This window comes from Providencia sp. PROV202, from assembly GCF_028479565.1.
Taxonomy (GTDB): Bacteria; Pseudomonadota; Gammaproteobacteria; order Enterobacterales; family Enterobacteriaceae; genus Providencia; species Providencia zhijiangensis.
In genome coordinates, this window is the sequence record NZ_JAMPNV010000017.1 from 56,090 (window position 1) to 78,260 (window position 22,171).

General features: G+C 44.5%; 20 protein-coding genes. 13 read left to right on the top strand and 7 right to left on the bottom strand.

Translation table 11 applies throughout. The features are described from left to right. Nucleotides 1–18 precede the first annotated feature (18 nt). From PR799_RS13050 to PR799_RS13060, 3 genes are read right to left on the bottom strand one after another with little or no spacing between them, the layout of a single operon-like run. A complete protein-coding gene (locus tag PR799_RS13050) occupies nucleotides 19–834 on the bottom strand; it encodes a nucleotidyltransferase domain-containing protein (RefSeq protein ID WP_442959921.1) in 816 nt (271 codons plus the stop codon). Between the two features lie 22 nt (nucleotides 835–856). After that, nucleotides 857–2,083, bottom strand: coding sequence for an RtcB family protein (locus PR799_RS13055; protein ID WP_272522338.1), 1,227 nt, complete (start codon nucleotides 2,081–2,083; stop codon nucleotides 857–859). 2 nt (nucleotides 2,084–2,085) lie between these two features. Further along, a complete protein-coding gene (locus PR799_RS13060; RefSeq protein ID WP_154626169.1) occupies nucleotides 2,086–3,204 on the bottom strand; it encodes a slipin family protein in 1,119 nt (372 codons plus the stop codon). Nucleotides 3,205–3,683: 479 nt separating this feature from the next. Here PR799_RS13060 and rtcR point away from each other — a divergent pair, with 479 nt between their 5' ends. Continuing rightward, nucleotides 3,684–5,264: an RNA repair transcriptional activator RtcR gene (gene rtcR, locus PR799_RS13065; RefSeq protein ID WP_272522339.1), complete on the top strand. Its 1,581-nt coding sequence runs from the start codon at nucleotides 3,684–3,686 to the stop codon at nucleotides 5,262–5,264. Nucleotides 5,265–5,294: 30 nt separating this feature from the next. Then, entirely contained in the window at nucleotides 5,295–6,209 is a 915-nt protein-coding gene (gene rnz, locus PR799_RS13070; protein ID WP_272522382.1) for a ribonuclease Z, read from the top strand. 60 nt (nucleotides 6,210–6,269) lie between these two features. Here the strand turns inward: rnz and PR799_RS13075 are convergent, their stop codons facing one another. Both PR799_RS13075 and deoC read right to left on the bottom strand, forming a co-directional pair. Continuing rightward, nucleotides 6,270–7,049, bottom strand: coding sequence for a DeoR family transcriptional regulator (locus tag PR799_RS13075; RefSeq protein ID WP_272522340.1), 780 nt, complete (start codon nucleotides 7,047–7,049; stop codon nucleotides 6,270–6,272). A 46-nt stretch (nucleotides 7,050–7,095) separates the two neighbouring features. Next, nucleotides 7,096–7,764 carry a deoxyribose-phosphate aldolase gene (gene deoC, locus PR799_RS13080; protein ID WP_272522341.1) on the bottom strand — a complete coding sequence of 223 codons (669 nt, stop codon included), beginning with the start codon at nucleotides 7,762–7,764 and terminating at the stop codon, nucleotides 7,096–7,098. 181 nt (nucleotides 7,765–7,945) lie between these two features. Between deoC and rbsK the strand changes: the two genes are divergently transcribed. The 3 genes from rbsK to PR799_RS13095 all read left to right on the top strand — a co-directional run bounded on the left by rbsK (nucleotide 7,946) and on the right by PR799_RS13095 (nucleotide 11,430). After that, on the top strand, nucleotides 7,946–8,881 hold the full coding sequence (gene rbsK, locus PR799_RS13085; RefSeq protein ID WP_272522342.1) for a ribokinase: 936 nt from the start codon (nucleotides 7,946–7,948) through the stop codon (nucleotides 8,879–8,881). A 161-nt stretch (nucleotides 8,882–9,042) separates the two neighbouring features. Further along, nucleotides 9,043–10,350: an L-fucose:H+ symporter permease gene (gene fucP / locus PR799_RS13090; RefSeq protein WP_006658295.1), complete on the top strand. Its 1,308-nt coding sequence runs from the start codon at nucleotides 9,043–9,045 to the stop codon at nucleotides 10,348–10,350. 63 nt (nucleotides 10,351–10,413) lie between these two features. Next, a complete protein-coding gene (locus tag PR799_RS13095) occupies nucleotides 10,414–11,430 on the top strand; it encodes an aldose 1-epimerase family protein (protein ID WP_272522344.1) in 1,017 nt (338 codons plus the stop codon). Nucleotides 11,431–11,462: 32 nt separating this feature from the next. Here PR799_RS13095 and PR799_RS13100 read toward each other — a convergent pair whose 3' ends face one another. Further along, nucleotides 11,463–11,870, bottom strand: a complete 408-nt coding sequence (locus PR799_RS13100) for a DUF2750 domain-containing protein (protein WP_154626163.1) — start codon at nucleotides 11,868–11,870, stop codon at nucleotides 11,463–11,465. A gap of 142 nt (nucleotides 11,871–12,012) precedes the next feature. On the opposite strand from PR799_RS13100, the gene PR799_RS13105 reads away from it, so the two are divergent. The 7 genes from PR799_RS13105 (at nucleotide 12,013) to PR799_RS13135 (ending at nucleotide 19,334) form a co-directional block, all read left to right on the top strand. Next, nucleotides 12,013–13,026 carry a mechanosensitive ion channel family protein gene (locus PR799_RS13105; RefSeq protein WP_272522347.1) on the top strand — a complete coding sequence of 338 codons (1,014 nt, stop codon included), beginning with the start codon at nucleotides 12,013–12,015 and terminating at the stop codon, nucleotides 13,024–13,026. A gap of 272 nt (nucleotides 13,027–13,298) precedes the next feature. Beyond that, nucleotides 13,299–15,458, top strand: a complete 2,160-nt coding sequence (locus PR799_RS13110) for an ornithine decarboxylase (protein WP_272522349.1) — start codon at nucleotides 13,299–13,301, stop codon at nucleotides 15,456–15,458. Nucleotides 15,459–15,557: 99 nt separating this feature from the next. Then, nucleotides 15,558–16,493: a uridine-preferring nucleoside hydrolase UriH gene (gene uriH / locus PR799_RS13115; RefSeq protein WP_272522350.1), complete on the top strand. Its 936-nt coding sequence runs from the start codon at nucleotides 15,558–15,560 to the stop codon at nucleotides 16,491–16,493. Nucleotides 16,494–16,509: 16 nt separating this feature from the next. Further along, nucleotides 16,510–16,983, top strand: a complete 474-nt coding sequence (locus PR799_RS13120; RefSeq protein ID WP_272522351.1) for a DUF6882 domain-containing protein — start codon at nucleotides 16,510–16,512, stop codon at nucleotides 16,981–16,983. A gap of 195 nt (nucleotides 16,984–17,178) precedes the next feature. Beyond that, nucleotides 17,179–17,823, top strand: coding sequence for a hypothetical protein (locus tag PR799_RS13125; RefSeq protein WP_272522352.1), 645 nt, complete (start codon nucleotides 17,179–17,181; stop codon nucleotides 17,821–17,823). A 214-nt stretch (nucleotides 17,824–18,037) separates the two neighbouring features. Then, nucleotides 18,038–19,063, top strand: a complete 1,026-nt coding sequence (gene dusA, locus PR799_RS13130; RefSeq protein ID WP_154626151.1) for a tRNA dihydrouridine(20/20a) synthase DusA — start codon at nucleotides 18,038–18,040, stop codon at nucleotides 19,061–19,063. A 97-nt stretch (nucleotides 19,064–19,160) separates the two neighbouring features. Further along, a complete protein-coding gene (locus tag PR799_RS13135; protein ID WP_195848207.1) occupies nucleotides 19,161–19,334 on the top strand; it encodes a hypothetical protein in 174 nt (57 codons plus the stop codon). An 83-nt stretch (nucleotides 19,335–19,417) separates the two neighbouring features. On the opposite strand, the gene PR799_RS13140 is transcribed toward PR799_RS13135, so the two are convergent. Then, complete coding sequence (locus PR799_RS13140; protein ID WP_036955043.1) at nucleotides 19,418–20,401, bottom strand: quinone oxidoreductase; 984 nt, start codon at nucleotides 20,399–20,401, stop codon at nucleotides 19,418–19,420. A 212-nt stretch (nucleotides 20,402–20,613) separates the two neighbouring features. On the opposite strand from PR799_RS13140, the gene dnaB reads away from it, so the two are divergent. Then, complete coding sequence (dnaB, locus tag PR799_RS13145) at nucleotides 20,614–22,023, top strand: replicative DNA helicase (protein ID WP_036955040.1); 1,410 nt, start codon at nucleotides 20,614–20,616, stop codon at nucleotides 22,021–22,023. Nucleotides 22,024–22,171: the final 148 nt, after the last annotated feature.

Sequence of the window (22,171 nt, forward strand, 5' to 3'; positions counted from 1 at the left end):
GTTTGATAACGAAAAATGCTATTTAGCACTAAATTCTAAGATGGTTTTCTGTAAGAACGCATCTAACAGGCGACTATCTCTACAAGACGGCTCTGGAAATTGGTAGCGTTCCATGTTGTCTATCGTTTCTTGGATTAATGCATCAATAGCGGGTCTGCGCGCACCATAAAGGCTTTCTTTGCCTCGACCTTTTATCTCTAGCAGCGTATTAATTTCTGCTAATACATCCTTTTGGCTAACACATGCTGCGACTAAATCACTAAAAGCCATCGGTGGCATATTTTTATGGTTCTCTATCCATCGCAAGGCTAATACTGATCGTAAGATATAAAAGTATTTTTTTAATCTCACTTCTTCGCCCTTAAAATCAGAGTGTAAGTTCCTTTTACTGATAGAAAGGTAGTGATAACGCGCTTTTAACGGCGAGTAAAATTGTTCAGCCAGAGATGCTAACTGAGTAAAAAAGCCCTCATCTTTATGATAAACAATCGGTGATTGTAACCATTCAATTAATGCGGGGTTGGAATTACGCATCAGTTTTAAGGCTTTTGATAATTCCCAACCCGATACATCTAGCTCGTCATCAATCGGCTTTTCTATCACATCACGTTTTCTATCGAGTGTTAGGTACCACTCAAGTGAATGCACATAGATAAAGCGCACATCATAATCGCTGTCTTGCGAGGCAAATCCCCAACCACGACTACCGGATTCACAGGCAAATAATATTTTGATTTGGTGAGTGCGTTCTATCTCGCTTAATGTTTCACGTATCCTTTCTTGCATAAGCATGGATACGCCATCACTTATTTTTTCCATGCAGCTATTTTCCATTTGAACGCCTAATTGGGGAAAATTACCCCTTCACACACACCACTTGGCGTAGCGTATGCACAATTTCTACTAGCGACGATTGGGCTGCCATAACTGCATCAATGTCTTTATAAGCCATTGGAATTTCATCAATTACATCGCTATCTTTTCGACATTCAACATGCGCCGTCGCTATCTTTTGGTCGCTCACTGAAAAACGTTTTTTAGCTTCTGTTCGGCTCATTACACGTCCTGCGCCGTGGCTACATGAGCAAAAACTCTCTTCATTTCCAAGGCCGCGAACAATAAAGCTTTTGGCTCCCATTGAACCTGGAATGATCCCCATTTGTCCTTTTTGGGCAGATACCGCCCCTTTTCGGGTTACTAGGATCTCTTCACCAAAATGTTGCTCTTTCTGCACATAGTTATGGTGGCAGTTTACCGCTTCTTGCTGGGTCATAAACGGTTTGGTGATTTCTTTCGATAGCGCTTCCAGTACGCGGTGCATCATCACTTCACGGTTATGGCGAGCAAAATCCTGCGCCCAACCTACGGCTTCCATATAGTCGTTAAAATATTGGCTTCCTTCTTGGAAGTACGCCAAATCACGGTCTGGTAAGTTGGCGATATGCTGCTGCATATCTTTTTGCGCTAAGGTAATAAACAAGTTACCAATCGCATTTCCCACACCGCGAGACCCGCTATGTAGCATCACCCAAACGCGGTCTTGCTCATCCAAACACAGCTCAATAAAGTGGTTTCCCGTTCCCAACGTTCCTAAGTGATTGTAATGGTTAGTTCCACGCAGTTTTGGGTATTTATCGCAGATGCGTTTGAACTCTTCATCCAGTTGCGTCCAGTGGGTATCCACAATATCAGGGGCACGATGCCAAGCGCCTTTATCTCGACCGTGTCGATGGGTGGTTCGTCCGTGAGGTACCGCAGCTTCAATGGCAAAACGAATATTTTGCAGGCTATCGGGTAAATCCGATGCAGTTAATGATGTACGCACCGCAATCATCCCACACCCGATATCCACACCAACCGCCGCAGGGATAATCGCCCCTTTAGTTGGGATTACGCTCCCAATGGTGGAACCTTTACCTACATGCACATCTGGCATCACTGCTAGATGTTTAAAGATAAACGGCATTTTTGCCGTGTTTTGCAACTGGGTTACTGCCGCAGGATCAACGGGAACTCCGTGAGTCCACATTTTTACTGGCGCACTATTGGGTTGCATGATTTGGTTAAAGTTATTGTTATTCATTGTTATTCCTTAATTTTTACCAATCCGTTTAATACTTGATCCAATCCACCGTAAACGGAAATTTGGTCGATTCTATGTGCAATACTTTCTAAGGTTTCGAGCTCTTTTAAACGCAAGGCAACGGGATTGTTTTCCATCACTTTGGCAGTATTTAACAGTGAGCGCGTGGCAGCGGTTTCTTCGCGGCGACGGATCACGTTGGCTTGCGCCGATTTTTCGGCTTCTACAACCTGAGACAAGATGGTACGCATGTCTCCGGGTAAAATAATGTCTTTCACACCAATGCTATCGATTTCTAAACCGAAGGTGAGGGCGGTTTGTACCACATGCTCCATCATCAGCTGGTCGATTAACTGCTTATTTTCCAACAGTTCATCTAAGGTACGTGTGCCGATAATTTCACGCAGGGCAAATTGCAGCTCGCGATATAAATAATCCACGGGTTGGCTCAATTTGGATAACGCCAACAAAATATCGGCATAGCGCCAGTTTGCCGATAAGTTAACACGCAAAGTGACTTTATCTTTGGTCAAGATTTCCTGACCGCTGACTTCCAAGGCCTGTAATCGCGTATCAATCACGTCCACTTCAGGCTTACGACAAATCTTCCAGTAACCGTAAGTGCCGGGTTGTAAAATCGATTGGATCTCGCCGTCTAATTTAAAGATACCGACATGCCATGCAGGAACTTGGCTGATTAACGCCAAATCGGTACCTTTGATACGTTTTTTACCTGCCAAACGCGCCAGCAATGTTGGGTTGATAACGACATCGTCCGTCAATTGGGTTTCGATGCGCAACGTATTGCCCGTTTTCCAGTACAGTCGGCGCGTCGCGGGCGCTAAAATTTCCGCTAGGCTGTTATGCAAATAAACAAAGCCCATTTCATCGTCTGCGAGAGTGATGTTCACGCAGTATTCTTCAACCCAATCAGGATGAAACTGGCGTAAATGCTCAGCAAGTTTCTCTTCAATTGGGTCATTATTCAGTTCAAACAGTGAAACTGTCAGTTTATTAAACCAATCATTGAGGCGATGTTCGCCAGCCACGAACAGTTGCTTGAAATCGCCTTTGTTTGAAGTCAGTGCAATGTATCCCTGTGCCACGTTAATTTTTGTCATTGTTATTTTCCTTTTTATTTATAGAGGTGTTATCGAAATCATCGACGAAGCGAGGAGGGAAACAATCGAGCGCCTTACGGCTGTCTACTGTTCTGCTCAATGCCCGGTACGATGACTCGGATAACACTGTGTGGCGAAACGGCAACCACGTTTTATTCATTTGGTTTTGAATGTCGGGACTCGAACCCGATAGCGCATGCTATTACCAGATAGGTCTTACTAACGGCGGAATACAGACCATGCAGTGGGGCTAGCCACCATGTCTGCACCGGTAGAACTGAAGTTCTGACAAATTCCGGTAGTGGACAATCAGACTATAGCCAGATGCGTGCCAACTTTTTATAAATGCCATTAAATGTTTTTAATTTATTGATATTTAACAATTAATTGTTTCGATGATTTTTTTGGTGCCATTGTTAGGCAGAATGACTTATGCTTATTTATATATTTTTATATCGCCTTTTATAAATATTTATAATATGAATCAAAAAAGAAAAGTGGTTATTGGCGTATTGGGTACCGTGCTCGACCGACGTGGTAAAAAAGCCAATCGCTGGAAAAAATGGCGCCCTACTGTGGGGCTGTGCCAACAAGCAGATTTAGATATTCACCGCTTTGAGCTTATCCACCAGGTGAATGACTATTCGTTAGCATGCCGTGTGAAAGAGGATATTGAGCAGGCATCGCCGAAAACTGAGGTGGTGCTGCGTGAAGTGGATATTGCGGATCCATGGGATTTTGAAGAGGTCTACACTTCACTGCTGGATTTTTCCGCAGACTATCCTTTTGATACGGAAAACGAAGAGTATTTGGTGCATATCACCACGGGCACCCACGTGGTGCAAATCTGTTGGTTTTTACTAACTGAAGCCCATTATTTGCCCGCAAAATTGATCCAAACTTCACCGACTCGTGGGGAACGGGAAACCGATCCGGTGGGTATGTATGCGGAAATTGACCTCGATTTAAGCCGTTATGCGCAGATCACCAGCCGTTTTGAGAACCAGCAACAGACTCAGTTGGCGTTCTTAAAGGCGGGTATCGCCACCCGTAATCGGGCGTTTAATGCCATGATTGAGCAAATTGAGCGCGTGGCACTGCGTTCTAAAGCACCGATTTTGCTCAATGGCCCTACGGGTGCAGGGAAATCTTTTCTCGCTCGGCGAATTTATCAATTGCGCCAAGGACGCCACCAAGTTAAAGGGCGTTTTGTGGAGATCAACTGTGCCACTTTGCGTGGTGATAATGCAATGTCTACGTTATTTGGGCATGTGAAGGGCGCATTTACGGGCGCGCTTAATCCACGCCAAGGGCTATTGAAAGAAGCTGATGGCGGAATTTTATTTTTGGATGAAATTGCCGAATTGGGTCTTGATGAGCAAGCAATGCTATTGAAAGCTATTGAAGAAAAAAGCTTTTTTCCGTTCGGGTCAGACAGTGAAATTCAAAGCGATTTCCAGTTGATTGCAGGAACCCATCGCAACCTTACCGAGTGGGTGGAAGAGGGAAAATTCCGCGAAGATTTATTCGCCCGTATTAATATGTGGACATTTGCGTTGCCGGGGCTGGCGGATCGCCGTGAAGATATTGAGCCGAATATCGATTATGAATTGGCAAAATTCTGCCAAGCGGAGCAGAGCCAAATCCGCTTTGATAGAGAAGCACGTCAACACTATGTTCAGTTTGCTTGCTCCCCTCAAGCCGCATGGCGTGGTAATTTCCGTGAATTAGGTGCTTCAATTTCCCGTATGGCAACCTTCGCGGAACATGGGCGTATCACCCAGTCAGTGGTAGAGGAAGAAATTCAGCGCTTAAGCCAGCAGTGGCAGCCAAAATTTAAGCGACAACTTCCTGAACAAGTGGGGGAAATCGACCTATTTGAGCAGCAGCAGTTGGCCACAGTACTGGATGTGTGCAGGAAATCATCTTCTTTGTCTGAAGCTGGGCGCACGTTGTTTGCGGTGTCTCGCCAACAGAAAAAACAGCCGAATGATGCAGATAGGCTGCGAAAGTATTTAGCCAAATTTGGGTTGGATTGGGATAAAATCAGACAGATTTAAAGAATAACAACGATAAAACAAGGAATTATGATGGAGCTGACTTTCTTAGGTACTAGCGCAGGTGTGCCAACAAAAGAGCGCAATGTCACCAGCATGATATTAAATTTAGTCGGTATCCGTAAAAGCTACTGGCTCTTTGACTGTGGCGAAGGGACTCAGCACCGAATCTTAAACAGTCCCTTTAAAACACCCAAGATCGAGAAGATTTTTATTACCCATTTACACGGTGACCATATTTTTGGGTTGCCGGGATTGCTCTGTAGCCGCTCTATGGGGGGAACGACGGATCCCTTGACGCTATATGGGCCGAAAGGGCTGAAGCAGTATGTGGAAACTGTTTTATCAGTGAGCGACTCCTACATGACTTATCCTCTTGAGATTGTAGAAATTGAAGCAGGTAAATTATTTGATGATGGGGAGCTAATTGTCACAGCGTATCGATTGGATCACCGCGTAGAATGTTATGGCTATCGTATTGAAGAACATCCAAAACCGGGGGCGCTAAATGTGCAAAAACTGGAGCAAGATGAGATCCCTCGTGGACCTTGGATGCAGGCGCTGAAGAAGGGCGAAGTTATTGAGTTAGAAGATGGTCGCACTGTGAATGGAGCCGACTATCTTGGTGAGCCAGTCACAGGTAAAGTGGTCGCAATTTTTGGGGATACCATCCCAACCCCACAAGCACTTTTATTGGCGAAAAATGCTGATGTTATGGTGCACGAAACTACGTTAGAAGTGGCGCTAGAAGCGAAAGCCAATGAGCACGGACACTCATCAACCCGCCAAGCGGCACAGCTTGCCAAGCAAGCGGGGGTAAAACGGTTTATCGCGACGCATCTCAGCGGGCGCTATGGCACAGAGGATATTCCTCGTTTACTGGCGGAGTGCCAAGCTGAGTTTCCTGAAACACAGATAGCGGAAGATTATTTGACGGTGCGGATTTAGTGTTGAAGCAATCGACACGGGATAAAACGTGTCGATTTTGTTCGAATGAATAGTATCAGGTTAGTAAATCACTTTCACAAACCCATTGCGACAGTAAGTTTCGTATTCATCACTTAGCTGTCGGTTTGTCACAATCACATCAAATTGGGACAGTTCGCCCATATTGGCGGTCGCCACTTCATCAAACAGGTTATAAGGCGCTAATAAAATCTTGCGAATCGATTTTTCCATGCCTTTCTTTTTCATCGGTAAATCATCGAGATTATAGCAAGTCACCCCATAGGCGCTGTGAACCCCAGTGGCAGACATAAAGGCTTTTTTGGGATTGATGGAATCGAGTAAAGAGGGCAGCGTAGGGCTGTAAAACGAATCACTTTTGGGGCGATATTCCCCACCACACAGCAGTGCTGTGGCATTTTTTTTCTGGCTCAAGGCGAGAAAAACGTTATGGGAATAACAAATGCCGGTAAAGCTGATTTCTTCAGGGATCAACGCTATCAAGGTGGCCATTTCGATGCCATTATCAAAAAAGATCACATCATCTTCACTCACCATACTGGCGGCTAAATTAGGGATATACAGCTCTTCAGTTTGATCGGGTGTGAAAACATCGGCATGGGGTTCGTGCGGGGCTAAAGCAGTAGGTTGAGTGACAGAAACAATATAGCCACCAAGCAGTGACATGGGGATAGGGCCTTCAGTATCCGCATTGAGATCTCGACGAATGGTCATTTCAGAGACTTCAAGTATTCTCGCGGCTTCTTTAAGATGAATGCGTCCTGAACGTTTAATACATTCACTTAATCGGCGAAGGCGTTCTTTTTGTTTAGTTTCTATCACCCTGCAATCCTTTTTATGATGGCGCGGACGAACCGCGCCCCGTTGTTTAGTAGTCACTTGGAGTGGTATTTTCTCCAGTCACAATAGCGACACTCGCGCTTGCACCAACGCGGTTAGCACCAGCTTCAATCATCTTAATTGCGGTTTCACGCGTACGTACACCACCGGATGCTTTGACGCCAATTTCATTGCCAACCACTTTACGCATTAAAGCGACGTGATGCTCAGTGGCACCCATTGTACTGAATCCTGTTGAAGTTTTCACAAATCCAACGTTAATTGTGCGGCAAATTTCACAAACCTGTGTGATTTCTTCATCAGTTAACAGGCAAGTTTCTAGGATCACCTTCAGTGTTGCTTTACCACAGGCCGCAAAAACGGCTTCGATATCTTGACGAACGAAGTCTAAATCACCGCTTTTCAGCATACCTACGTTGATGACCATATCCACTTCATCGGCACCACGGCGAACAGCTTCAGCGGCTTCAAACGCTTTAGCCTCTGTTAAACATGCGCCTAATGGGAAACCAACAACACAGCACACCATCACATCGCTATCTTTTAAACATTCGCTTGCCAATGGGACATAACCAGTGTTAACACACACTGAAGCAAAGTGATGTTGAGCCGCTTCTGTACATAACGTTTTGATATCGTTAACTGTTGCGTTGGCAGCCAATAAAGTGTGATCAATATATTTCGCTAAATCTTGCATTTAAACCTTCCTATATGACGTTTTCAGAATAGATGTGGAATAGGTAACAAAGAATGAGGAAATGTGGCAGATATAACACTTGATCATTCGTTATTCGAGATCCTAATCACAAATGATATTTTTGCAACATGATAATGTTAGGATTATATCATTATGTGATTTATTTAACACGAGGGACATTATGGATATAGCAGTTATCGGTTCAAACATGGTCGATTTGATCACCTACATTGATCAAATGCCTAAAGAAGGGGAAACCCTCGAAGCCCCAGCCTTCAAAATCGGTTGTGGCGGTAAAGGGGCAAACCAAGCTGTTGCCGCAGCAAAATTAAACTCCAAAGTTATTATGCTCACTAAAGTAGGCGACGATATTTTTGCGGATAACACCATTCGTAACCTTGAGTCTTATGGCATCAATACCCGCTATGTGGAAAAAGTACCGTGTACCTCCAGTGGTGTTGCGCCGATTTTTGTTAATCAAAACTCATCGAACAGTATTTTGATCGTCAAAGGGGCGAATAAGTTTTTATCCCCTGAAGATATCGACCGCGCTGCGGAAGATCTGAAAAAGTGCAAATTGATCGTATTGCAGCTGGAAGTGCAGCTGGAAACGGTTTACCACGCGATTGCCTTTGGTAATAAGCACAACATTCCTGTGTTACTTAACCCAGCGCCGGCACAACGCGCACTGGATTTAGATTACGCATGCCGTTGTGATTTCTTTGTACCGAATGAAACTGAGTTAGAAATTCTGACCAATATGCCAGTGGATACCATGGATAACGTGCGTCGTGCTGCACAATCCCTGTTAGACAAAGGCCTGAAAAACCTGATTGTCACTTTAGGTGATAAAGGTGCGTTATGGATGACTCGTGAAAGCGAACTGTTCATTCCGGCTATCAAAGTGAACGCGATTGATACCAGCGGGGCTGGCGATGCGTTTATTGGTTGCTTCTCTCATTACTATGTTCACACCGGCAATATCGAAGAGGCGATGAAAAAAGCGGTTCTGTTTTCAGCCTTTAGCGTAACGGGAAAAGGCACGCAATCTTCTTACCCAAGTATCGAGCAGTTCAGTGAGTTTGTGCAGTTAAATAATGTGCAGTTGAATAATTAGTATTAACCATCTTTCAAGCGCCAGAAGCATTACCTGTACCCACAATATTTGCTCTGAATTTGAACGATGTTGAGCATGACCGGTTGAAATGAAGGTTGCCATTAGAGCAAAAAAGCCCGTTTAGCCGGTTAAAAATATAATAAAAATTATTAAGGGTTAATATGAACATCAAAAACATAACTCAGTTACCTGATGGGTACCTGAATAAGACACCTATATTCCAATTTATCCTACTTTCCTGCTTATTCCCGCTTTGGGGATGCGCAGCTGCATTGAACGATATTTTAATCACACAGTTTAAAAGCGTTTTTGAACTCAGTAACTTTGCTTCTGCATTAGTGCAAAGTGCGTTCTACGGCGGTTACTTCTTGATTGCCATTCCAGCTTCTTTGGTTATCAAAAAAACCAGTTATAAATACGCGATTATGATTGGGCTTATTTTGTATATCGCGGGTTGTTCCATGTTCTTCCCTGCGTCTCATATGGCGACTTACACCATGTTCTTGGCGGCGATTTTTGCTATCGCGATTGGTTTAAGCTTCCTTGAAACCGCAGCGAATACCTACAGTTCGATGATTGGTCCAAAACAGTACGCGACTCTGCGTCTGAACATCAGCCAAACCTTCTACCCAATCGGTGCCGCTGGCGGGATCTTATTAGGTAAATATTTGGTCTTCTCCGAAGGGGAAAGCCTGCAAAGCCAAATGGCAGGAATGGATGCAACTCAAATCCATGAATTCCGTTTAGCCATGCTGGAAAACACCCTTGAACCATACCGTTATATGATCATGGTATTGGTTGTGGTGATGATCCTGTTTTTACTGACGAAATTCCCGAAATGTAAAGTGGCAGAAACTGCGGAACATAAACGTCCTTCTGCACTGGATACCTTAAAATATTTAGCTAAAAACAGTCGCTTTAGAAAAGGGATCATCGCCCAGTTCCTATATGTGGGAATGCAAGTTGCTGTTTGGTCGTTCACCATCCGTTTAGCGCTGGAAATGGGGGATATCAACGAGCGTGATGCCTCTAACTTCATGGTGTACAGCTTTGCTTGTTTCTTTATCGGTAAATTTATTGCCAACATCTTAATGACCCGTTTTAATGCCGATAAAGTCCTGATTATCTATTCCATTATCGGTGTACTGTTCTTAGTGTATGTGGCCTTTATGCCAAGCTTCACCGCAGTGTATGCGGCGGTATTAGTGAGCATTCTATTTGGACCATGCTGGGCAACTATCTATGCGGGCACTTTGGAAACCGTCGATAACGAGCATACTGAAATGGCGGGTGCGGTGATTGTGATGGCGATTGTTGGTGCGGCAGTTGTACCTGCAATCCAAGGCTATGTCGCGGATATCACTCATTCTCTGCAGCTCTCTTTCTTAGTCTCAATGCTGTGCTTCGTCTACGTGGGCATCTATTTCGTCGGCGAACGTCGCTTTAAAGCGAAACAACAAGCCAAATAATTCGCTATTGCTCAGGGTAGGCGCTGTGCCTACCCCTCTTTACCTCAAACCGTGAGTATGACAATGAACACAATTATCCCGTTACATAAACGCTTATTTACGGAAAAACCGACCTTAGTTCTGAAAAATAGCCAGTTTTCCGTTTCCGCATTTGTCTATCAATCTGGTGTGCAAGGGCTGCGTGTTGAAAACTCGCAGGGGCACTTAACCATTTTGCCATTTTTAGGGCAGATGATTTGGGATGCTGAGTTTTGCGGGCAAAACCTGAAAATGGAAAATATGTTTTTAGAACCCAAGCCTGTCCCTACAGTCATTGAAACCTATGGCTGCTTCGCTTTCCATTCTGGATTAATTAGTAATGGTTGCCCATCGCCAGAAGATAATCACCCATTACACGGGGAAATGCCTTGCGCACCAATGGATAGCGCATGGCTTGAATTGACTGAAACCAGCCTTAAAGTGTGCGGTGAATATGAGTATGTGATGGGCTTTGGTCACCATTATCGTGCTGCGCCATCCGTACAATTAAATGCGGATAGTGCACTGTTTGATATCCACATGTCAGTGACTAACTTAGCGTCTGTACCAATGCCGCTTCAATATATGTGCCATATGAACTACGCCTATGTGGATGATGCCACCTTGACGCAAAATATTCCTGAGCAGGCAATTAAGTTGCGGGAGTCTATTCCGGGGCATGTACACCCAACTCAAAAATGGCTCGATTTTAACCAAGCGCTCAAGTCTGGAGAGGTGACGCTAAATCAATTAAATCAGCCGCAGATGTGTGACCCTGAGATTGTCTTCTTTATGGATAATTTGAGCCAATACACTGCCAGTCCTGAATTTAAAATGCGGTCACCAGCAGGCAATACCTTTGTAACTCGTTTTAAATCGAATGAGCTAAATTATGCGACACGCTGGATTTTATATAATGGCGATCAAAAAGTGGGGGCATTTGTGTTACCAGCAACCTGCCGCCCAGAAGGGTTTATTGCCGCTAAAAATAACCAGACGCTGATTTGGCTAGAAGCCGGAGAAAACCGTCAATTTACGGTGACAACGGGTGTAGAGCAGTAACTTTTTTACTAAGGCTGCCGTTGAGCAGCCTTTTATTCATATTGTTGACACTCTTCTTGTAAGTCATCAAGTAAGCTTTGCGCATCAAATATAGGAGTGCTTTTCCCATTCGGTAACATCATGATTGCCGTTTGAATATTGGCACTTGCCATATCCGGTAAGATTTCTGTCATCAAATGTTCTAGTGTCATCGGTAGCGGATAACATTCTGCCCATTCATCCGTCAAACACAGTTCTACGTACTCTTTCGCAGCCCATAGCGGTAAAAATAAGCAGTGGTCATCATTCTGCGCGGTCACTAATCCATCATGGTTAGCTAATGTCCAAACCTGTTCCCAATCAGCAACTTTGCCAACAAAATAGAGATATCGGCGATGAGGGGAGAGCAATAGAACATTGTTGATCTCTTGCTCTTTAGGCGAAAAATAGGCGCTATTCATTATTGGATTACCTAAAAAGTAATTGATAATTATTGAGATAACTAGGTGAATAATTGTTATCTTAGCAGTTATTCACTCACTATTTAGAGTGTTATATTTTACACAGCAAATTAGTTTTTAATGTCAGTTTAGGGCAATAAACATGATAGAAGCATTACTTGAAAAATATGCCATTGGCATGACCATCATTGCCGTCTGTTTAGCGTTGTATTTGCTTTTTGAAGTTTTACACAAGCGGCACAAACATAAGCGAAAAAGCATTTTGGTTCATGTTATTCAAACCGTGGTGCTGTGCGTGATGGTGTTAGTCGCAGCTCAATCGGTGGATATGGCAGCGAGTGACTTTGATTTAACCTTTATTTCAACACCACTGATTAATTTAGTCGCCATATCGACGATCGCATTGATTATCACGCGAAAATTCTTCCAGTTGGTTAACCGCCTAGAGAAGAAACAGATTAAAAAAGGCAGTGACCCAACTTCCGCGCGGATTATTGCGCGCGTATTTAAGACCGCGGTCATCGTCATCATTATGCTGTTATTTGGCGAACATTTTGGTATGAGCTTGTCAGGATTGATGGCATTTGGAGGCATTGGCGGCATCGCCATCGGTATGGCGGGTAAAGATATTCTGAGTAACTTTTTCTCAGGGATCATGCTCTATTTCGACCGCCCGTTTAATATTGGGGATTGGGTCAGTTCGCCAGATAGAAATATTGAAGGAACAGTCGTCGAGATTGGCTGGCGGATCACCAAGATTGTCACGTTTGACCATCGCCCGCTCTATATTCCCAACTCACTGTTTTCTTCCATTAGCGTTGAAAACCCAGGGCGCATGACCAACCGACGAATTAAAACGGAAATCGGTTTACGTTATGAAGATTCCGACAAAGTTAGCGCGATTGTGGAAGATATTCGCACCATGCTAAAGCAAGATGAAAATATCGATACAGGGCAAACCTTGCTGGTCTATTTCGATGCGTTTGCGGATTCTTCCCTGAATATTATGGTCTACTGCTTTACGAAAACCACCGTATGGGCTGAATGGCTGGCTGCACAGCAAGCGGTCTATTTGAAAATTATTGAGATAGTTAAGCGTCACAATGCGGACTTTGCATATCCATCTCAAACCCTGTACGTGGAAAGAAACAAGTAACCTCGTCGTCCTGAAAAATTAACCGACTGATCCACTGTCATTATTGTCTGCTTCGGTCGGTTAATCTGCAAATAATCTATTTTTCATGGTTTATGGCTAAAAAGCCGGTGAGGTTATCCGGAAATTTTTATACTATTAACCAGTGAGTTATAAAAAATATTCACCCTAGGAAAAACTGAATAATTTTGCATTAATTCTGACTATTTCAATCTCAGTATCTATCAAGTATATTGAGCCCCTCTTTACCTCAGCTAACCAAGAGCCAGACTGCTATGAAGAAAATCAATGTGGCATGTAGCCAGGGGGTCGCTATCTATTTTACGGGTCAATTCCAGTGGGTAGATATTCGCGATGCACAGTTAAATAATATCGCTGCGGTTGTGCTCTCTGAACAAGATGCCAACCAAGGGCTGTGGAAGAGAGTTGCAGACAGTAAACTCAGTATTCCGCTGTTTGTCATTAGTGACAAGCAGCTACCAGACAATGAACCAATGCCTGACTATTTGACCGCATTATTACCGCCAGCGCCTGCTGCGCGTGAAGAGAATAGCCGCCAATTACGGGATGCTGCAAACCAATACCTTGAACAGTTATTACCGCCATTCTTTGCGCGAATGATGGATTATGCAGCGGGTCACAACGTGACGTTTGCCTGCCCCGGGCACCAAGGTGGACAATTTTTCCGTCGTCATCCAACGGGCGAACAGTTCTACCAATTCTACGGTGAAAACCTCTTTCGCACCGATTTGTGCAACGCCGATGTGGCGATGGGGGATTTGCTGATCCACGAAGGGGCAGCCAAAGAAGCACAAAAATTCGCGGCGAAAGTGTTCAATGCTGATAAAACCTACTTTGTGCTTAATGGCACTTCATCATCCAATAAAGTCGTTCTGAACGCCTTATTAACACCGGGTGATTTAGTGCTGTTTGACCGCAATAACCATAAATCTAACCATCATGGCGCCCTGATCCAAGCTGGGGCAACACCCGTTTATTTGGAAACAGCTCGTAACCCATTTGGGTTTATTGGTGGGATTGATGCCCACTGTTTTACTGAAGAATACTTAAGAAACGCGGTGAGCGACGTGATGCCTGAAAAAGCACAGGCAGAAAAACCGTTCCGTCTTGCCGTGATCCAGCTCGGGACTTATGACGGCACGGTCTACAACGCGAGGCAAGTGGTGGATAAGATAGGGCATCTTTGCGAATACATTCTGTTTGATTCCGCGTGGGTGGGTTACGAACAGTTTATTCCGATGATGCGCCAATGCTCGCCGTTACTGCTGGAACTGAACGAGAATGACCCCGGTATTATGGTGACTCAATCGGTTCACAAACAGTTAGCGGGCTTTTCCCAAGCGTCACAGATCCATAAAAAAGATAACCATATCAAAGGCCAAGAACGCTTTGTTTCCCATAAGAAACTGAATAACGCGTTTATGATGCACGCCTCTACCAGCCCGTTTTACCCGCTGTTTGCTTCACTGGATGTGAATGCGCGTATGCACCAAGGGGAAGCGGGGGAAATGATGTGGATGGAGTGTGTGAGACAAGGAATTGAGGTTAGAAAATCCATTATTCAGCACTGCCGTTACTTTAGACCGTTTGTGCCAGAGTTAGTGGATGGCAAGCCGTGGCATGAATACCCAACCGAGCAAATTGCGTCGGAACAGCGTTTCTTTAATTTTATTCCGAAAGAACGTTGGCACGCGTTTGATGGCTACGCGCAGGATCAATATTTCGTTGACCCGTGCAAGTTGATGCTAACGACACCGGGGATTGATGTCGAAAGTGGGGAGTATGAATCTTTCGGGGTTCCGGCAACAATTTTGGCGCATTTCCTGCGTGAACACGGCGTTATCCCTGAAAAATGCGATTTGAACTCCATCTTGTTCTTGTTAACCCCTGCGGAATCGCGTGAAAAGCTCGAACTGCTGGTTTCTCATTTAGTGCGTTTCGAGCAGCTTCTGGATGAAGACGCGTTATTTGAAGACGTATTACCGTCAGTGTATCAGCGTTATCAGGAACAGTATCAAGGGTATACTTTGCGTCGATTATGCCAAGAAATGCATCAATTAAGCGTGGATTTTAATATTAAACAGCTGCAAAAAGAGATGTTCCGTAAGGCGCATTTTCCTGTGGTGAAAATGAACCCACAACAGGCACATCTGGAGTTTATTCGTGGCAATGTGGAGTTACTGCCTCTGGATGAACTAGAAGGGCGTATTGCTGCAGAAGGGGCGTTGCCTTATCCGCCGGGCGTGCTGTGTGTCGTGCCGGGGGAGGTGTGGTCGGGTCCTGTTCTTCAGTATTTTAAAGCACTGGAAGCAGGAATTAATGCCTTGCCGGGCTTTGCACCTGAGCTGCAAGGGGTCTATATTTCGAAAAATGAAAATGGGCCAAAACGCGTGTATGCGCATGTTTTGAAATAAATTTCATCGTATTCAGACATCAAGCATAGATTTTGCCGAATGAGATAGCTAAATTGGGATCCGCGAAATGTGGATCCCGATTGACGATAAGGCAACCCTATGACGAAAAAGATTATTTTAGACTGTGACCCAGGGCATGACGATGCCATCGCTATGCTACTGGCTTACGGTAATCCAGACATCGATTTACTCGCCGTCACCACGGTTGCAGGCAACCAAACTCTCGAAAAAGTCACCCGTAATGCCCGCGCTATTGCTGAAATGGCGAATATTCGCGGTATTCCTTTTGCAGCAGGCTCTGCGCGCCCATTAGTGCGTGAAGTGGAAGTGGCACCCGATATTCATGGAGATTCTGGGTTGGATGGCCCTGAACTTCCAGTACCAGCGTTAGCGTTGGATGAACGCCATGGGGTGAATTTGATCATCGATACGATTATGTCCCACCCACCAAAAACCGTTACTTTAGTGCCTACGGGGGCGCTGACCAATATCGCATTAGCCGCAAGATTAGAACCTCGGATTGTGGAGCGCGTGAAGGAAGTGGTGTTGATGGGCGGGGGCTACCATGTGGGAAATTGGAGCCCAGTCGCGGAATTTAATATCAAAATAGACCCAGAAGCGGCACATATCGTTTTTAATGAAAAGTGGCCGTTAACGATGGTCGGTTTGGATCTCACTCACCAAGCATTGGCAACGCCAGATGTGGTGGCGAAAATTGCCGAAATTGATACTAAATGCTCGCAGTTTGTCGTCGAATTGCTGGATTTCTTCGGCAAAATGTATAAACAGGCTCAGGGCTTTGATGCACCGCCGGTGCATGATCCTTGTGCCGTTGCCTACGTGATTGACCCGTCAGTGATGACTACCCAGAAAGTCCCTGTGGATATCGAATTAACGGGAACGCTGACTCTCGGTATGACGGTGGCAGATTTTCGCCATCCAGCCCCAGCGGATTGCCATACGCAGGTTGCTGTGAAATTAGACCGCGATAAGTTTTGGCAAATGGTTATCGACGCACTGAAAAATATTGGCTAACGGAATTGTATTTAACATGAACAGTGAATTAGAACAGATGCCTTACGAGGCATTAATTGAACGCAGCATGAATTCCCTGCAATTGAAAAACCAGTTCCATTGCGATAATTGGAAACTGGATGAAGCCAGTTGGTCAGTGGATCAAGATGAAGGCACCATTATTTTTCATGCGCCGGACAATATAATGGTGACGGCACCTGTGCAAATAGTTGGTACTTATGATCAAAATGTGGGGAGCTGGATGTGGGGCTGGGCGAATAGCTCTATTGACCCATCATTAATGCAGGATGCGATTGCGGTTAAAGCCTACGGCGAGCGCCAAGATAATAGCTTGCTGACTTCCCGCGTGAGTGATATCGAAGAGTATGATGCATGGCAACTCGCTGCATTAGCATGTGAGCTAAATCAACAGCAAGGTGTTTATCGTGGCGTTGCAGGAAATACACTGATTTTTATGACATTCGGTCAAATTTCCCTTCAAAAAATCTAAGCCATAAACGCCTTTTTTATTGTTGATAAAAAGGGCGTCTGGTTTCAGTCTGTTTATTCTTATTAACTCAATGATTAGCTTGCTAATTTTTATTCGGAAAAAGTGTTTTTCTATATGCGTTATATTCAGAAATTCAGAAAGTATTGGAGTGCGAATATTTTCTATTTTTTTCATGAAACGCATAAGGAACCTTACATGTACGAAGGCCAAAAACCGGAAAAGGCATTACCTGAGAGCGCACAATTGCAATGGGTTATCCAAGGGATGGGGGCTTACAATACCCTAAAAGCCACACTAGAAAACCACATAACGAATATCACGAACAAAGTAGATAGCAATCATGAAATTCTGAAGGAAAAACTGGATGATAAGCATGATTCTGCTTTGGCAAGAATGGATGATAGGTGTGGTGTTTTGCAAGAAAAAATAGATGCTTTACAAATAAAAATGGATGAGCGATGTAATGCTTTGCAAGAGAGGATGGATGAACGGTGTAATGCCTTACAAACAAAAATGGATGAACGATGCAACAGTTTGCAACAGAAAATGGATGAACGATGCAACAGTTTGCAAGAGAAAATGGATGAACGATGTAGTGCTTTGCAAGAGAAAATGGATGAACGATGTAATGCTTTGCAAGCAAGAATGGATATTCGATGCGATGCTTTGCAAGAAAAGATAGATGATAAATATAATATATTAGTTCAGTCTATTTTGAGATCAGAACAATCAGTTCTTAACCAGATTAAGGATATGCAATCCGCTAATTTAAAATGGTTTATTGGGATTATTGCTGGCACAGGCATTGCATTTTATAAAGTATTTACCATGAGCCCATGAGGTTGAAATCCAGCCAACGTCTTCTTGCTTTTTAATTATTTGAATATCGATAGAACATTATTAAAACAAAAATCCCAGAAAGTTGCTTAATTCCTCGAAAATGATCCGCACAGTTTATTATGACAAAAGAAAGCCAGCTGTTAAAATGCGGCTTTCTTTTGCTATTTCACAACAGCATAAGCCTTAAATTCGATATCAACGCCAAAAGACCAACATGCAACAAAATCAAACGATAGAAAAAAATACACCATCAACAACAGATGGTTACAAAAATCTTAACCGCTTCTCGGTTGCGCCTATGCTTGATTGGACCGACCGTCATTGTCGTTATTTCCATCGCTTATTAACGAAAAATACGTTGCTGTACACCGAAATGGTGACGACGGGGGCGATCATTTATGGCAAAGGCGATTATCTTGCTTACAGTGAAGAAGAGCATCCTGTTGCTTTGCAATTGGGCGGCAGTGACCCTGCGGCTTTAGCGCAATGCGCAAAATTAGCGCAAGAACGTGGCTACGATGAAATCAACCTGAACGTTGGTTGTCCATCAGACCGCGTGCAGAACGGGCGTTTTGGTGCATGTTTAATGGCGGATGCTCAGCTGGTCGCAGATTGTGTCAAAGCGATGCGTGACGTGGTGTCTATTCCTGTGACGGTGAAAACACGTATTGGGATTGATGAGCAAGATAGCTACGAATTTTTATGCGAATTCATTGATACCGTCTCCACAAAAGGGGACTGTGACATGTTTATTATTCATGCTCGCAAGGCGTGGTTATCAGGATTAAGCCCAAAAGAAAACCGTGAAATTCCCCCGCTGGATTACCCTCGCGTATACCAATTAAAACGTGATTTCCCGCATCTCACTATGGCTATCAATGGGGGAGTTAAAACTCTCGAAGAAGCTAAAGAGCATCTAAAACATTTAGATGGCGTGATGGTGGGTCGTGAAGCGTATCAAAATCCGTCAATTTTAACCGCAGTAGATAATCAATTGTTTGATGAAACAATGCCAATTGTCGATAGCGTTGCCGCTGTTCGTAGCATGTATCCATACATCGAAAAAGAGCTGTCTAACGGGGCTTATTTAGGGCATATGACTCGCCATATGTTAGGGATTTTTCAAGGCATTCCGGGCGCTCGTCAATGGCGTCGCCACTTAAGTGAAAACGCCCATAAACAAGGTGCCGACTTATCAGTGGTTGAACAAGCTCTCGCGTTTGTGACTCGTGGCGAGTAAATATTACTTAAATGAAATTGCGATTTTGGTTGATGCGGGCTGAATAGGATTATCTGCATGCTATGATAAAACTCATTAATGAATGAGGAAGAATCAGATGAAAACATTAATCGCAACCTCTTTGCTGCTGTTAGTTGCTGGATGTTCGGGGTCAGGTGGGCAGATGCGAGAACCACCAAAGCAAGATCCTTATGAGGGAACGGTGCTAAACACCATTAAAGAGAACCAGCAGATCTACAAAGAGCAGCAAGCACGCAAAGGGCACTATTAATTAGTGCAACTGAAGCTCGTAAAAATTGCCGTTGTTAGAATTTTAAAAGCGCCAGTTATTGATAGCTGGCGCTTTTTTATGAATTAAGGAATGAGCAAGCTTGAGCCTTGGGTTTTACGTTGTTCCAGTGTTTGATGGGCTTTTTGGGCATCTTTCAGTGCAAAAATTTGGGATGCTGGCACATCCACATTCACTTTGCCACTTAAAATCATGTCAAACAGGGCTTTGCTGGCTTGGTCTAACTCTTCTCTATTAGTAACATAGCCACCTAGTGATGGGCGGGTAACATACAGAGAGCCTTTTTGATTTAAGATCCCTAAATTAACCCCAGTTACGGCTCCAGAAGCATTACCAAAGCTCACCATCAAACCGCGACGTTTCAGTGAATCTAAAGACGCCAACCACGTCGCTTGACCTACGGAGTCATACACGACATTCACTTTTTCGCCGTGAGTGATTTCTTTTACTCGCTCAGCAATATTTTCGGTTTGGTAATTAATGACTTCCCATGCGCCTGCGGCTTTCGCACGCTGCGCTTTCTCTTCAGAGCCAACGGTACCAATCATTTTCGCGCCTAACGCTTTTGCCCATTGGCAAGCAATTAGACCAACACCACCTGCTGCAGCGTGGAATAAGAAAACTTCATCTTTTTGAACTTGGTAGGTTTGATTGAGCAGGTAGTAAACCGTCATACCCTTAAGCGAACAGGCTGCTGCTTGTTCGAAGGTGATGCCGTCAGGTAAGTGTGCCACGGCATTGACGGGCACATTATGAACTTCACTGTATGCGCCTAGAGGACCTTGTGCGTAAACAACGCGATCACCCGGTTTGAAACCTGTGACTTGGGAGCCAGTTTTAACCACTACACCCGCCGCTTCTGTGCCAAGCCCACATGGCAAACTTGCAACTGGATACAGTCCACTACGTACATAGGTATCAATAAAGTTAATACCAATTGCACGGTTTTCGATTTGGATTTCGTTTTCAGCCGGTGCATTCGGGGAATAGTCGACAAAATTGAGAACTTCAGGACCACCATGTTGCGAAAATTCAATACGTTTTGCCATGATCATCTCCAATGAGTGAGTTTGTTTTTATTAACAGTATCAATTGCTCCATCATAACGCGATGCTTTAATGAGAAGAATTATCGGTTTGTGCGCTGCGTTAAGATTGTGCCTGCAATAATATCTTGTGCAGATAACAATAAAGACGCCACATGACACCTAAGATTCGCGTATACTAACTGTTGGTTAATTATAGACGTGGATATTTCAAGTATGGCTAAAAAACCCTCCTCAGATTACAAGACAAACCCACCGCGCGATCAGCAAATGGAAGGCTTAAAACTTCCGCCGCACTCTATCGAAGCGGAACAGTCTGTATTGGGGGGACTGATGTTAGACAACGAACGTTGGGATACGGTGTCCGAGCGTGTTACATCAGCGGATTTTTTTAGTCGCCCTCACCGTACTATCTTTGCACAAATGCAAATCCTGCTTGAGCAGGGCAAGCCTATTGACTTGATCACCTTGTCAGAATCCCTCGAACAGCAAGGGGAATTGGACAGCGTTGGGGGCTTTGCTTACTTAGCTGAATTATCGAAAAACACCCCAAGTGCGGCGAACATCAACGCCTATGCAGATATCGTCCGTGAACGTGCCATTGTGCGCGATATGATCTCCGTCGCCAATGATATTGCTGATGCTGGGTATGACCCACAAGGCCGCAGCAGTGAAGATCTCCTCGATTTCGCGGAAACCAAAGTTTTCCAAATTGCAGAGTCGCGCGCGAATAAAGATGAAGGTCCGAAAGGGATCGAAGCGATTTTGTCGGAAACCGTTGAGAAAATCGAACAGCTTTATCAGCAGCCTCATGATGGTGTCACCGGAGTTTCCACGGGCTATCAAGATTTAGATAAGAAAACTGCGGGGTTACAAGGCTCAGATTTGATTATTGTTGCAGCACGTCCATCCATGGGTAAAACCACTTTTGCGATGAACTTGTGTGAAAACGCCGCGATGACAGAAGAAAAACCGGTGCTTATCTTCAGTTTGGAGATGCCCGGCAACCAGATCATGATGCGTATGCTCGCGTCACTGTCTCGCGTCGACCAAACTCGTATTCGTACGGGGCAACTTGATGATGAGGATTGGGCGCGTATCTCAAGTACCATGGGCATATTGATGGAAAAACGCAATATGTACATCGATGACTCATCGGGGTTAACACCAACGGAAGTTCGTTCTCGTGCTCGCCGAATTTATCGCGAACACGGTGGGCTAAGCCTGATTATGATCGACTACCTTCAGTTAATGCGTGTGCCCGCGTTGTCCGATAACCGTACATTAGAAATCGCTGAAATTTCTCGTTCTCTCAAAGCGTTAGCAAAAGAATTAAACGTGCCAGTAGTGGCGCTTTCCCAGTTAAACCGTAGCTTGGAGCAACGAGCAGACAAACGACCAGTAAACTCCGACTTACGTGAATCAGGCTCCATCGAGCAAGACGCCGACTTAATCATGTTTATCTACCGTGACGAGGTCTATCATGATAACAGCGACCTCAAAGGGGTGGCGGAAATTATTTTAGGTAAACAGCGTAACGGCCCGATAGGGACGGTGAGGCTGACGTTTAATGGGCAGTGGTCGAGGTTTGATAATTATGCGGGGCCAGCTTACGACGACGAATAACCTCGTCATACTTCACACTGTGGCGTTGTTGGCTGCGTTCGCTAACCTGAGTCACATACTTATGTATGCTCCCTAGGCTTAGCTTCTCTTGCCGCCTAGCCACAGTGCGAATTATTTAGAGCTTATAGAAAATTGAAGATTGAAGACT